Below are 12,841 nucleotides of genomic sequence, written 5' to 3' on the forward strand. Positions count from 1 at the left end.
CGGCCTCAGGGGACCAGCACGACCTTGCCGACGGTGCCGCGCTCGCCGAGCGCCTCCAGGGCCTGCGGCGCCTCGGCCAGCGGCAGCGTGCGGCTGACCAGCGGGTCGATGTGGCCCTCGGCCCAGAGCCGGTCGAGCTCCTCGTGCACCAGGCCGAACAGCGCCGGGTCGTGCGTGCGGTACAGCCCCCAGTGCAGCCCGACGACGCTGTAGTTCTTCACCAGCACGTGATTGGCCGGCACCGCGGGGATGCGGCCGCTGGTGAAGCCGACGACCAGCAGCCGGCCCTCGAAGGCGATGCACTTCCGGCTCCGGTCGAACACGTCCCCGCCGACCGGGTCGTAGACCACGTCCGCTCCGTGGCCGCCGGTGACCTCCCAGACCACCTCGACGAAGTCCTCGCTGGTGTAGTCGACGGCGTGGTCGGCGCCGAGCTGCCGGCAGACCGCCACCTTGTCCGCGCCGCCGGCGGTGGCGACCACCCGCGCGCCGGCGGCCTTGCCCAGCTGGATCGCCGCCGAGCCGACCCCGCCGGCGCCGGCGTGCACGAGCAGCCACTCCCCCGCCTGCAGGCGCGCCCGGCGGTGCAGGCCGACCCAGCCGGTGGAGTAGGTGAGGTACAGCGCCGCGGCCTTGGCGTCGGGCATGCCCTCGGGCACCGGGAACGCCCGGTCGGCGTCGACGAGCGCGTACTCGGCGAAGGCGCCGGGTCCGCCCGACGGCGAGCCGAGCACCCGCTGCCCCGTGCCCTCGACCTCGCCGCACAGCTCGAGGCCCGGCGTGTACGGCAGCGGCGGCCGCTCCTGGTACCCGCCCCGGGCCATGAGGACGTCGGGGAAGTTCAGCGCGGCGGCCCGGACCCGGACCAGCAGCTGCCCCTCCCCCGGCGTCGGCCGGTCGACCTCGTCGAGGGTCATCACCGCCGTGGGCTCGCCGAGCTCGTGGACCCGCCATGCGCGCATGCCCGCGACCCTGCCAGGTGGCCCCCGCGGTGCGCGGGCCGGGCGGTCAGAGCCGGGCCAGCACCCGCTCCTCGTGCCGGTGGCCGATCGTCTCGTAACCGACGACGGTCACCCACGGGGTGAGCGCCAGGACGGCGAGGCACCACACCAGCGGCGCGCCGGCCGCGGCCATCGCCAGCGCGACGCCCACGACCAGCGCCGAGCCGGCCAGCAGCAGCAGGTGGAACGGGTCGAAGCTGCGGGTGAGCTGGTCGTAGAGGGCGTAGCCCGCCAGCACGTACACGGCGACCGGGACGGCGACGCTGAGCACGGTGCCTGTGGTCCCCAGCGCGCTGTGGTGCTCCACGTAGTAGGCGGCGACGTGCATCCCGGCGCCGACCGCCACCGCCGCGCCGAACAGGACGATGTGCCCGTACCCCCACCCGAACCCCCGCTCGCGGTGCCGGTGCAGCACCTCGCCGAAGGGCAGCACGAAGTACGTCCACCACATGCCGAACGCCAGCGCCGTCCCGGCCAGCCCGAGGACCACGACGTCGGCCGACCACCCGGGGCCGTCCGGCCCGATGATCGCGGCGAGCGCCACGGTGGTGCCGAGCAGGCCCTCGCCGAGGGTGATGATCACCAGCAGGCCGTACCGCTCGGCGATGTGGTGGGCGTGCCAGGGGGTGCCGCCCTTGAGCTTCTCGGCCACCACCGGCCCGGCCAGCTCGACCAGCACGAGCAGGACCACCCACAGGAACGTCACCAGCAGCGAGGTCTGCGCGATCAGGAGGGCGATCCAGCCGACCTGGGCGACCGAGATCGCCACCGCGTAGGTGCGGCACGCGCTGCGCCGGTCGGGGTCCTGCCGGGCGGCGCGCAGCCACTGGAAGACCATGGCCAGCCGCATGACGACGTACCCGCCGACCATGACTGCGTTGTCCACGGTCTCGCCGTCCTCGATGGAGGCGAACACCGCCGGCACGCCCAGCGCGACGATCAGCACGCCGAGCATCTGGACCATCGTGGTCAGCCGGAACAACCAGTCGTCGGTGTCGTAGGCCGACGCGAACCACGCGAAGTTGATCCACGCCCACGCCGTGGCGAAGGTGGCGAAGGCGAACCCGGCGAGGCCCGCGCCGACGTGCCCCTCGGCCAGCGCGTGCGCCAGCTCGTTCGCCGCCGTGCCGAAGGCGACGACGAAGGTCAGGTCGAACAGCAGCTCCAGCGGCGTGGCGACGCGGTGCTGCTGCTGCGGGTCGCGCCCGCCCATGCGCATGCGGTGGTGTGCCCGGGACACGGCCATGGCGGGCAGTCTGGCAAGGACCGCGGGCCCGCGACCAGCCCCGGCCGGGGGTCAGCGCATGGACGGCGGGCGCAGCGCCTCGGGGACGACGGCGGTCTCGCCGGCCGCCGTCCGGGCCGCGGGCACGCCCTTGAACGTGTACGGCACCGTGCCCACCCCCGGCTGGACGACGTAGGCCGCGCCCGGCTCGCCCGACTCCCAGGCCATGACCATCGCGTCGGCCACCTCGCCGGCGCTGAGCACCGGGAAGTCGGCGGCGGTGAAGTGCTCGCGGATGCGGTCGATGATCGCCGTGTCGGCGAAGCCGGGGCAGATCGCGGTGATCGTCGTCCCCTCGGCGGCCAGCCGCGGGGCCATCGAACGGACGAAGGCGATCGCCCCGCCCTTGGCCACGCTGTAGCCGGGGTCGCCGGCCATGGGCGACAGGCCGGCCAGCGACGCCGTCACCACGATCGCGCCCCCGCCGGCGCGGGCGATCGCCGGGCGGGCCGCGACCGCGCCGTACACGACGCCGAACAGGTCGATGTCGACGACGCGCATGAACTCCTCGAGGTCGAGCTCGCCCTCCGACTTCTCCGCGGAGATGCCGGCGTTGAGGTAGGCGGCGTCCAGCCGGCCGTGCTCGGCCTCGATCCGGGCGACGACGGCCTCGTTGGCGGCGCGGTCGGTGACGTCCAGCGGCAGGAACGGGCAGCCGAGGTCGGCGGCGACCGACCGGTTGCGCTCGCTGTCGAGGTCGGTGAGGACGACGGTGACCTCGCGCTCGCGCAGCTTCGCGGCGAGGGCGCGGCCGAAGCCGCCGGTCCCTCCCGTGATCATCGCGACCGATCCGGGGCCAGGGGTGTGCTGGGTCACCCCCGCATCAGATCAGACGGCGCGGAGGAACCGGTCGAGGACCCGGATGCCGAACTGCAGCGACTCGACCGGGACCCGCTCGTCGATGCCGTGGAAGAGCGAGGCGAAGTCGAGGTCCGGCGGTAGCCGCAGCGGCGAGAAGCCGAAGCAGCGCATGCCGAGGCGCTCGAAGCTCTTGGCGTCGGTGCCGCCGCTCATCGTGAACGGCACGGGCCGGGCGCCGTCGTCCTCGGCCTTGAGCGCGGCGACCATCTGGTCGACCAGCGGGCCGTCGAACGTCGTCTCCACCGCCTGGTCGTGGACGATCCACTCGCGCTGGACGCCCTCGCCGATGAGCGAGGCGAGCTGTCGCTCGAACTCCTCCTCCTGGCCGTGGAGGAAGCGGCCGTCGACGGAGGCCGAGGCCGAGCCGGGGGTGACGTTGGCCTTGTAGCCGGCGTCGAGCATCGTCGGGTTGGCCGTGTTGCGCAGGGCGGCGCCGATCATGCGGGCGATCGAGCCGAGGCGGGCCAGCGCCTCGTCGGGCTGGTCGGGGTCGATCTCGACGCCGTAGGCCTCGCTCACCGCGTCGAGGAACTGGCGCATCGGCGGGGTGAGCACGGTGGGCAGGCGGGCCGAGCCGAGCCGGGCGACCGCCTCGCACAGCCGGGTGACGGCGTTGTCGTCGTGCACGAACGAGCCGTGCCCCGGCCGGCCGCCGGCGGTCAGCCGCATCCAGGCCAGCCCCTTCTCGGCGGTCTGGACGAGGTAGAGCCGCAGGTCGTCGCGGACGGTGATGGAGAAGCCGCCGACCTCGCTGATCGCCTCGGTGCACCCCTCGAACAGGTCGGGGTGCTCCTCGACGAGGAAACGCGCGCCCAGCCGGCCGCCGGCCTCCTCGTCGGCCACGTACGCCAGCACGACGTCGCGCGGCGGCTGCACCCCGGTGCGGGCCCACTCGCGCACCAGCGCCAGGACCATCGCGTCCATGTCCTTCATGTCGACGGCGCCGCGACCCCACACGTAGCCGTCGCGCTGCTCACCGGAGAACGGGTGCACGCTCCACTCGGCCGGGTCGGCGGGGACGACGTCGAGGTGCCCGTGCACGAGCAGCGCCGGGCGGCTGCGGTCGGCGCCGGGGATGCGCGCCACCAGGCTGGCCCGGCCGCGCTCGGACTCGTGGAGGACCGAGTCGACGCCGACCTCGTCGAGCTTGCCCGCGACCCACTCGGCCGCGGTCCGCTCCCCCGCGCTGGTGGCGGTGTCGCCGGTGTTGGTCGTGTCGATGCCGATCAGCTCGCTGAGGAGGTCGGCGACCTCGGCCTGGGCCGGCGATACCGCTGGGGTGCTCACCGGTCGAGCCTAGGTCGCGGCCGCATCACCCGGCCGGGTGACCCGGCCTCGCCCCGGGCCGGGCCGGTGCCGATGCCTCCGGCATGAGGATGCCGAGCGCGCTGCGGGCCCGTGACCCGCGCGCCGCCGCCCGCAGTGCGGTGCTGATCCTCGCCGTCTGCGCGACGGCGCTGGCGGGCCTGACCCTCGTCGAGGGCGCCGGCTGGCACGCCCAGGTGGTGTCGTGGGCGGGTGTGCTCGCGCTCGTCGGTGCCGCCGCCGTCTGCCGCTTCGTGCAGCCGGAGCGCCTCGACCGCGTGGGCGTCTGCGTGGCGCTGGCGCTCGGCGGCGTCCTGCTGGCCAGCTCGCTGAACTTCCTCACCGAGGACACCAGCATCACGGGGCAGTCCTTCCTGGCCTTCCCCGTGCTCTGGGCCGCGTCGCACCTCCGGCGGGGCGCCGTCGTGCTGGCGACCGGCATCGCGGTGGCCGCCGACGCGCTGACCCTCGGCCTGCTGCAGCCCCTGGAGCAGGCGGCGACCGACCTCGCGTTCTTCGGCGCGGTGCTGCTGGTCATGTCGGTGATGCTGGTGCGCGCCAACGAGACGCAGGAGCGGCTGGTCAGCGCGTTGCAGCAGCAGGCGACCGTCGACGCGCTGACCGGCCTGGTCAACCGCCGGGTCTTCGACGACGCCATCGGGACGGCGCTGGGCGCGCCGGGCGGGGCGGGCACCGGGCTGGTGCTCGTCGACGTCGACGCCTTCAAGACCATCAACGACTCGCACGGGCACCCGGTCGGCGACGAGGTCCTGGTCCACCTGGCCCGGATCCTGCGCGCCGCCGTGCGGGCCGACGACGCCGTCCACTCCCGGCTGGGTGGCGACGAGCTCGCCGTCCTGCTGCCCGGCTGCACCGCCGAGGTCGCCGCCCGTCGCGCCGAGGAGCTGCTGGCCGCCGTCCGCTCGGCGCCGCTGACCCTGTCCGACGGCACGCTGCTGGCGCTGTCGATCAGCGTCGGCGTCGCCCACTCGGGTGCTCCGTCGTCGGACGACGAGCGGACGCTGTACTCCGCGGCGGACGCCGCGCTCTACCAGGCGAAGCGGGCCGGGCGCGGCCGGGTGGCCGTCGCCGCTCGCTGACCGGTCAGGTCGTCACCCACTCGAACAGCTGCATCCCGCCGTAGACGCCGAGGACGGCGGCGACCAGGTAGTACAGCCACCACCGGCCGGTGCCGCGGCGCGGCTCGGGTGCGGTCACGGGTCCAGCTCCTCGCGCAGCGTCGCCTGCTTGGCCAGGGTGTACTCCTCGTCGGTCAGCTCGCCGGAGGCGTGCAGGACGGCCAGCCGCTCCAGCCGGCCGGCGACGGACATGGCTGCGGCGGCCGGGTCGTCGTCCTGCCGCGGTCGCGGCACCACCCGCGCCGGCTCGGGCGCCAGGGGCCGGGTGCCCGCGGCCACCCGGGCCGCGGCCACCGGGGTCGGGACGGCGGCGGAGGCCGTGCGCGTGCGGCGCGCGTCGCGGGCCACCGAGAGCCACAGCAGCAGCGGTCCGGCCCCCATGAGCACGAAGAGCACGCCGCAGACCACGTAGCCGACGGCGATGTCCTCCCCCATCGGCGGGTCGAAGCCGTCCTCGAGGAAGTTCCAGCCGAGGGTGAGGAACAGCGCCGGCCAGGCCAGCAGCAGCGGCAGCGGCGCCCGCAGCACCGCTGCGCCCCAGAGCGTCGCGATCAGGCAGGTGATCGCGGAGCCGAAGACCAGCAGCAGCGCCGTCCCGGTGCCCGACGGGCAGGGCTGGGCGGAGACGTACGGGCCACCGTCGGCGCACGAGCCGCCGACCGCGGTGACCGACCGCATGATCAGCGACAGGAGCGTGATCCCGGCCGCGCCGGCGGCGACGCCGACGCCGAGGACGACGGCGGCGGCCGCCCGCTTGGCCGGAGTGGCGGGGGCCGGACCCGTTCCCGCCGTGGTCATGCCGCTCCTTTGGTCACGATCTGATCACGGCGGGGAAGGTTAGGGCCTGCGACACCTCGTGCGGAAGGGCTGGAGGGGTGCACCGACCCGGTCGGGCGGTCGGGTAGTCTGGTCCCGCACTCGTCCGGGTGGCGGAATGGCAGACGCGCTAGCTTGAGGTGCTAGTGCCCGTATAGGGCGTGGGGGTTCAAGTCCCCCCTCGGACACCAGTTGATGCACACCGATCCGGAGTGCCGCTTTCGCGCCGGCCTAGTCCATAGCTGACTCGCCCGTCTCCCCAGCGGAGAAGACTGCGGCCGCTCAAGATGTCTCCCTCGCCGTTCCAGCTCGGCGATTCTGCGCCACAGGGGCTGCCATCTTCTTCCGCTCATCGGCACGGAGCAGCGCGTCATTCACCTGGCCCGCCCAGCATCACTCGGCCGGTATGTCCGCGTTTGACAGGAGGGTGTGGTGGACGGCCACCGCGATCAGCTCGCGCAGAAGGTGGGCGTTGCACGAGACATGCCGAGCGGCCGGGTAGCGGGGCGTAGAGCAGGGACACGGAGAGACCGCGACCACTGCTCAGAGGTAGAACGACGCGCGATCCGCTGCAGGCAGCGGCCTGAACACGTGAGCGTGTGCGCGCGCAAGGACGTCGGCAGTTTCCCGTGACGGGGACACTACAACCGTGTTGTCTAAGCCCGCCGACAACACATGGCGTCCGTCGGGGCTGAATGTAGCTGCCGTGGCCTCTGCCGTGCCGACGAAGATGGGATGACCGTCGGGCAGTGTGAACTCCGAAACGGGCTCGTCAGACTGGCAGACGACGATGGCCGTCCGATGCGGGTCGACGGCCAGCACGACGTCGGACGGGAAGCCCAAGGCAGACTGCGCGGCGAAGCGGGACTCCACTTCTGTTGGCAGCTCCGCCGCGACGCGACGGAAGGCACGAGCTACCACCGAGGCCCCGTCCGGGGAGCGCTCGAACACCGAAATCTCGACGGGCTCGACGGCGGTGCCGGTGGCGACGTCCCACACGGCGGACCGTCCTCCGCCGATTGACGTCGACAGCAGACGCGTGCCATCGCTGTTCAAGCCGACCCCGCTGTAGGCGTCCGCCTCCTCGTCGTCGTGCTCCCCGAATCTGCTTACGAGCTCGCCGGTATCGGCGCTGACGACGAAGAGGCCGGTCCTCGTGGCCAGCGCGATCAGGAGGCCGTCCCCCGAGAAGCCTCCCGATCGCACGCCAAGAGGGAGGGGCAGCTCGAGCGATCTACCGGTGACGTGGTTGTGCACGCGCAACGGGTTGTCGAGCAGGAGGCGTGCGCCGTCGCCCGAGACTGCGCGCACTGTGCCGAGACGTGGACCTGCGTTGCCGCCGTCGAGGTACGAGACACGGCCGTCCCGGGTGACGGCCAGGCGGGTGTGGGCAGTCGTCCACCGCAGGGAGAAGACGGGCCCGTCGAGCTGTGCGATCGGAGTCGGCTGGTCCACCGGTATAGGGCCGTGCAACGCCAGTCCGTAGGCATCCGGCTGCAATCGCGGGCCACCGATGCGGGGCTCCCGCAGGGATGCCAGCGCACCCGCGGCGCGGGGTGCCAGTGCCGCGCCCGATGTGACGTCAAACGTCACGACCCGATCGTCGATGGCCACCGCCAGAACCGGCCCAGAGGCACCCTGACTCAGACCTAGCGCGCTGACTTCACGTCCCGGGATCTCCAGGGAACGAACCCCTGCGCCGCTCTCGGTGTCCCACACCTGCACGTGACAACTACCCACAGGCGGGACGCGGCGTGGCCGCGTGGTCGGCCGGATCGGCTCATTGCTCCCCAGGTCGGCCGCGGCGGCCAGCCGTCCGTCGTCCGACACGACCGTCGCGGTGATCCGGTTGCCTGGTGCAGGAAAGCGGCCGAGGAGGGTATGCCGGGCCAGGGTGGAACGGAGCCCGCCGACGACCGCGGCAGTGACGGCGTGGTCCTCGGCAGCGGCGAGCAGGAGCAACAGGGTCAGCTCGCTGTCCCGGGCGACGAGATCAGCGGCGCGCACGCGGTCGGCCAGGATGTCCGCCTCGCGGCGGCGGCGCGCCTCGTCGTCGGCTCGCGCCTGTTCCACGAACGCGCGCTCGAGGTCGGTTCCCCCAGCACTGGTGAGGAGCGTCTCGGCCATGTGCAATTGGTCGCCGCGCCAGAGCATGGACGCGGCTCGGCCCGCCGCCTCCCAGTCGGCAGCCGCCGATTCCAGTCGTCGCCGCAGCCTCAGATTCTCCGCGTGCGTTGTGATCGCCTCGCGCAATTCGGGCCACGCGCGGAACAGCGCCTCATGGCTCACGGTCAACTGCGGTTCCCCGGTGATGTCGTCGGAGGTAAGCAGTCGTTCGTCGACGAAGACGTCCAAGGCCGGGAGCAGCTCTTGGGAGACATCCGCGCGGCGGATCCGCCGACGCGTCGGGAGACCGGAGGCATCCAGCGCCACCAACCCCACCAGAGCCTCTAGGACCCGGGACGGCGGCAGCGCGGTCACCCGAGTGGCGGCCGCCAGTGCACTGTCTGCCTGCAGACGTATGGCCTCGGTGACACCGCCCACCTCCTCGTACCGGGCGACGTCCAGGTGGGCGTTCGGACCCGCCCCTCGGGTCAGGCGCTCCAACGCCACAGCTAAGAGCGGCAATGCGTCGCCCGAGCCGGTGTCTTCGACCAGGCGGTGAACCAGCTCGTTACTGAAGTGCAACCGTCCCTTGCGCGCCGGCTCCGTGATGATGTCGGCGAGTCGGCCGTGGTCCATCGGCGTCAGCGAAAACTGGTCGTTCCGGAGTCGCCCAGCGGCCTCGGCCGACAGCAGGTCAGTCATGAACTCCGAACGCATCGTCGCCACGACCGAAGTGGCGCGTCCGGCTTCGGCGGCGCGATCGAGGAGACCGAGGAAGAGTTCGGACGCCGCCGGGTCCGCGTGGGTGAAGACTTCCTCGAATTGGTCGATGACGATGAGGAGGGTGTGTCGCCGACCTGGAGCAGCGAGGAGCAGCTCGCGGGCGATCCCGTCGACGTCGTCGTCCAAGCGTCGCCTCAGGACCCGCAGATCGCGTGGAGACCCGGGTGGCAGCTCCTTCCACGCGCTGGCGAGAGAGAAGGCGAGCGCCTCAAGCGGATCAACTCCGGGCACCAGCGGCGGCGCGGCCCACCATCCGCTCCTCACCAGGCGGGGGAGCAGTCCGGCCCGCACGAACGAGGACTTGCCGCTGCCCGACGCTCCGACCACCACGACGGCGTTGTGCTCGCGGCGTGCCAGCAGCCCACGGAGATGTCCCTCCAGCCTTGCGACCTCGCGGTCGCGTCCGAAGAAGACCGGTGCGTCCTCCCTCTCGAACGACACCAGCCCGGGGTAGAGGGGCCGCTCCGGGTCCCACGCGGCACCTCCCCCGGCCTCGATCTCCCGGAGCCGCTCCGCAAGCGCTTGCCGAGCGGCAGCGGGACGAGCGTTGTCGATGCCCTGAAACGGGTCGAGCAGAGGATGGTCGACCTCTGGCTGCGCGCGCACAGGGAGCACGTGCCGACCAAGCGCCTTGGCCAGCGCCACCTCCGCGAAGCACCACCGCGAGGCGATGTGATGTTGCGTCACCCAGCAGACGACGACGTCGGACTCGTGCAGCCTCTCGTAGAGGACCTGCTCCCACAGCTGTCCTGCCCGGATGCCTGCCCGCGGGTGGCGGTCGAGGAACACCGTGTGGCGCTCGACGTCGTGCAGGAAGGTGGCCAGATCATCCACCTCCGCACCATCCCGGCTGCTGTGGCTGAGGAAGATTCGGACCAACGTGCTCACCCCCAAGCCGGTGAGGTCGCACCGCGACGATGCGCGCCCGCTCATGCGGGCGAGCCGAAGGAGGATCTCTCAGGGTCTGTCACCGGTTCATCACTACGACGTCAGTCCCACGCGCAGAATGCGACGGTCTGCCGGTGACCATCCGGAGTATTCCCGTTCATGCCAACTCGCTGCCTCTAGATGTCGCGACCACGGACGTTGTTGACAGTCGGCGTGGTGGCTTGATCACGAAGGAGACCTCCGAAGGGAGTGGCGATGTCTGACGTCGTCATTCCCGACCGGAGGTCTCTGTGGCTCACGCTAATGCCCGCACCACCGTCTACGCCCGCAAGCTGATCGTCGCTCGTGTCCTGGCCGGGCATCGGCCCGGCGAGGTCGCCGAGCAGCTCGGGATCAGCCGGCCTACGGTCTACAAGTGGGTGCGCCGGTTCCGCGCCGGGGGCCTGGCGGGGCTGGCCGACCGGTCCTCCCGGCCGCACCGGATGCCGCGCCGGACCTCGCTGGCCGCGACCGCGGCGATCGTGGCCGCCCGCCGCGCGCACCACGCGGGGCCGGTGCGGCTGGCCGACATCCTGGGCATGGCCACCTGCACCATCGGCGCGTTGCTCGCCCGCGCCGGCGGGCCCCGGCTGGCCGAGGTCGACCGGCTCACCGGCGAGCTGCTGTGCGGCCGCCGGCACAGCGACCGCCGCTACGAACACGAACACCCCGGCGACCTGCTGCACGTCGACGTCAAGAAGCTCGGCCGGGTGCCCGACGGCGGCGGCTGGCGCGTCCACGGCCGCTGCGAGAAGGTCCGCGGCCGCGGGAACGGCTGGGACTACGTGCACGTCGCCATCGACGACCACACCCGACTGGCCTACGCCGAGGTGCTGCCCGACGAGCGCGCCGGCACCTGCGCCGGCTTCCTGACCCGCGCGGCGGCCTGGTTCGCCGACCACGGCGTCACCATCCGCCGGGTGCTGACCGACAACGCCCTGAGCTACCGCCGCGGCCAGGCCTGGATCGCCGCCTGCACCCAGCTCGCCATCGGGCGCCGATTCATCAAGCCCGGCCGGCCCTAGACCAACTGCGGGGGTGTCGACGTGCTTCTCCGAGCGGCCTGACCCGTAGACCAACCGGCCCAGCGGGTGCCTTGTTGCCGAACTGTCGACCGCCCGGAGAAGCACGCTTGTCGCCAGCGCCGGGCGAGAGCGGGGTCACCTGATAGGAGCCTGGCCAGAGGTCCCATCGCAGTTCTGTCCGCTGCCCTCACCCGGCGCTGCATCACCGCCGCCTGAAGGAGCAGCAGATGACACAGTCCACGGCCGCACCGCTGGAGCCGATCGTCACCGTCGGCGTCGACACTCATGACGACATCCACGTCGCCGTCGCGCTGGATCGGCTCGGACGGAACCTCGGCACCACCGCGATCCCGACCACCCCGCAGGGCTACCGGCAGCTCGAGTCATGGGCACGGCAGTTCGGTCGCATCGACGCCTTCGGCATCGAGGGCACCGGCAGCTGGGGCGCCGGCCTGGTGCGCCAGCTCCGCGAGCACGGCCACCGCCTGATCGAGGTCAACCGCCCCGACCGCGGCGCCCGCCACCGGCAGGGCAAGACCGACCCCATTGATGCCGAAGCCCCGCGCGCGCCGTGCTCGCCGGCACCGCGACCGCCCAACCGAAGGCCGGCGACGGGGTCGTGGAGATGATCCGCTCGCTGCAGGTGGTCCGCCGCAGCGCGCAGAAGGCCCGCTCTCAGGCGGCCAACCAGATCCGGGCTCTGCTGATGACCGCGCCGGCCGAATTGCGCGAGCGGCTGCGCACCAGCACCCTTGCCGAGCTCGTCCGCACCGCCAGCCGCTGGCGCACCGGTGCCACCCCGGACACGCATCTGCTCGTGACCAAGCACGCCCTGCGCAGCCTCGCCCGGCGGCACCAGCAGCTGACCGAGGAGATCCGCGATCTCGACGCTCAGCCGAGCCGCCTCGTGCAGGAGACCGCGCCCCAGCTGCTGGCGGTCAAGGGACTGGGCCAGCAGACCCGCGCGGCGCTGCTGGTGGCCGTTGGTGACCAGCCCGATCCGATGCGGAGCGAGTCGGCCTTGGCTCACCTCTGCGGCGTGGCCCCGTTGCCGGCTTCATCCGGCACGAGCAGTCGCCATCGGCTCAACCGCGGCGGCGACCGCCAGGCCAACTACGCCCTGTACATCCTCGCCGTCACTCGCATGGCCTGGGATCCGCGCACCCGCGCCTACGTGGCCAAGCGACAAGCAGACGGCAAGACGACCAAGGAGATCATTCGCTGCCTCAAGCGACACATCGCCCGAGAGATCTACCGGCTGCTCACCGCACCAGCCGCCGCCCTACCGCGGACGACTTGACGGCCATAGAAGCTTCGGCAAAGCCGAACGGTTCAACCGCACCCTGCAGACCGAATGGGCCTACATCCGGCCCTTCGACAGCTCAACCGACCGGGCCGCGACATTGCCCGGCTGGCTGCACACCTACAACCATCACCGCGGCCACACCGCGCTCGGCGGACAACCCCGGGACTGCCCCCAGTCCGGTTGACTCGTTCCGGTAGGGGTTAGGCCGCTGCTGCGGCGTGGGTGAGTGTCTCGTATTCGACCGGTGTGAGCCGTCCGAGTCGGCGTTGCCGGCGTCGGCGGTGGTA

General features: G+C 72.4%; 10 protein-coding genes, 1 tRNA gene and 1 pseudogene. 6 read left to right on the forward strand and 6 right to left on the reverse strand.

Annotated elements, in window-relative coordinates; genetic code table 11:
- Positions 1-5: 5 nt before the first annotated feature.
- Genes ACI797_RS26025 through ACI797_RS26040 form a run of 4 tightly spaced genes read right to left on the reverse strand, consistent with a single transcriptional unit; the run spans position 6 to position 4,434 of the window.
- Positions 6-962 (reverse strand): NADPH:quinone oxidoreductase family protein, encoded by a 957-nt coding sequence (locus ACI797_RS26025; protein WP_456863043.1) that lies wholly within the window; start codon positions 960-962, stop codon positions 6-8.
- Between the two features lie 46 nt (positions 963-1,008).
- Positions 1,009-2,247, reverse strand: coding sequence for a low temperature requirement protein A (locus ACI797_RS26030; RefSeq protein ID WP_456863047.1), 1,239 nt, complete (start codon positions 2,245-2,247; stop codon positions 1,009-1,011).
- Positions 2,248-2,298: 51 nt separating this feature from the next.
- A complete protein-coding gene (locus ACI797_RS26035) occupies positions 2,299-3,066 on the reverse strand; it encodes an SDR family oxidoreductase (protein ID WP_456863050.1) in 768 nt (255 codons plus the stop codon).
- Positions 3,067-3,114: 48 nt separating this feature from the next.
- Positions 3,115-4,434 (reverse strand): M20/M25/M40 family metallo-hydrolase, encoded by a 1,320-nt coding sequence (locus ACI797_RS26040; RefSeq protein ID WP_456863057.1) that lies wholly within the window; start codon positions 4,432-4,434, stop codon positions 3,115-3,117.
- A gap of 83 nt (positions 4,435-4,517) precedes the next feature.
- Here ACI797_RS26040 and ACI797_RS26045 point away from each other — a divergent pair, with 83 nt between their 5' ends.
- The gene (locus ACI797_RS26045; protein WP_456863063.1) at positions 4,518-5,552 is read left to right on the forward strand and encodes a GGDEF domain-containing protein; all 1,035 of its coding nucleotides are present in this window, start codon (positions 4,518-4,520) and stop codon (positions 5,550-5,552) included.
- A gap of 114 nt (positions 5,553-5,666) precedes the next feature.
- On the opposite strand, the gene ACI797_RS26050 is transcribed toward ACI797_RS26045, so the two are convergent.
- On the reverse strand, positions 5,667-6,389 hold the full coding sequence (locus ACI797_RS26050; RefSeq protein WP_456863070.1) for an SHOCT domain-containing protein: 723 nt from the start codon (positions 6,387-6,389) through the stop codon (positions 5,667-5,669).
- 122 nt (positions 6,390-6,511) lie between these two features.
- Here ACI797_RS26050 and ACI797_RS26055 point away from each other — a divergent pair.
- Positions 6,512-6,598 (forward strand) — tRNA-Leu (locus ACI797_RS26055).
- Positions 6,599-6,950: 352 nt separating this feature from the next.
- Here the strand turns inward: ACI797_RS26055 and ACI797_RS26060 are convergent.
- Complete coding sequence (locus tag ACI797_RS26060; protein ID WP_456863073.1) at positions 6,951-10,229, reverse strand: nSTAND1 domain-containing NTPase; 3,279 nt, start codon at positions 10,227-10,229, stop codon at positions 6,951-6,953.
- Positions 10,230-10,474: 245 nt separating this feature from the next.
- On the opposite strand from ACI797_RS26060, the gene ACI797_RS26065 reads away from it, so the two are divergent.
- From ACI797_RS26065 to ACI797_RS26080, 4 genes and pseudogenes are all read left to right on the forward strand, one after another.
- The gene (locus ACI797_RS26065; protein WP_456863076.1) at positions 10,475-11,248 is read left to right on the forward strand and encodes a helix-turn-helix domain-containing protein; all 774 of its coding nucleotides are present in this window, start codon (positions 10,475-10,477) and stop codon (positions 11,246-11,248) included.
- Between the two features lie 227 nt (positions 11,249-11,475).
- Positions 11,476-11,877 carry an IS110 family transposase gene (locus ACI797_RS26070; RefSeq protein ID WP_456863079.1) on the forward strand — a complete coding sequence of 134 codons (402 nt, stop codon included), beginning with the start codon at positions 11,476-11,478 and terminating at the stop codon, positions 11,875-11,877.
- A 77-nt stretch (positions 11,878-11,954) separates the two neighbouring features.
- A complete protein-coding gene (locus ACI797_RS26075; protein WP_456863083.1) occupies positions 11,955-12,548 on the forward strand; it encodes a transposase in 594 nt (197 codons plus the stop codon).
- Positions 12,529-12,738, forward strand: a pseudogene (locus ACI797_RS26080) (integrase core domain-containing protein); the annotation flags it as partial. The gene ACI797_RS26075 and the pseudogene ACI797_RS26080, both read left to right, overlap by 20 nt.
- Positions 12,739-12,841 lie beyond the last annotated feature (103 nt).

This window comes from Geodermatophilus sp. SYSU D00691 (genome assembly GCF_054050275.1).

What these genes read in the sequence shown, in the direction of transcription:
- ACI797_RS26075 (WP_456863083.1), top strand. Translation starts at nt 11,955, where the DNA reads ATGACCGCGCCGGCCGAATTGCGCGAGCGGCTGCGCACCAGCACCCTT.
- ACI797_RS26045 (WP_456863063.1), top strand. Translation starts at nt 4,518, where the DNA reads ATGAGGATGCCGAGCGCGCTGCGGGCCCGTGACCCGCGCGCCGCCGCC.
- ACI797_RS26060 (WP_456863073.1), bottom strand. Translation starts at nt 10,229, where the DNA reads ATGAGCGGGCGCGCATCGTCGCGGTGCGACCTCACCGGCTTGGGGGTG.
- ACI797_RS26025 (WP_456863043.1), bottom strand. Translation starts at nt 962, where the DNA reads ATGCGCGCATGGCGGGTCCACGAGCTCGGCGAGCCCACGGCGGTGATG.
- ACI797_RS26030 (WP_456863047.1), bottom strand. Translation starts at nt 2,247, where the DNA reads ATGGCCGTGTCCCGGGCACACCACCGCATGCGCATGGGCGGGCGCGAC.
- ACI797_RS26070 (WP_456863079.1), top strand. Translation starts at nt 11,476, where the DNA reads ATGACACAGTCCACGGCCGCACCGCTGGAGCCGATCGTCACCGTCGGC.
- ACI797_RS26050 (WP_456863070.1), bottom strand. Translation starts at nt 6,389, where the DNA reads ATGACCACGGCGGGAACGGGTCCGGCCCCCGCCACTCCGGCCAAGCGG.
- ACI797_RS26035 (WP_456863050.1), bottom strand. Translation starts at nt 3,066, where the DNA reads ATGATCACGGGAGGGACCGGCGGCTTCGGCCGCGCCCTCGCCGCGAAG.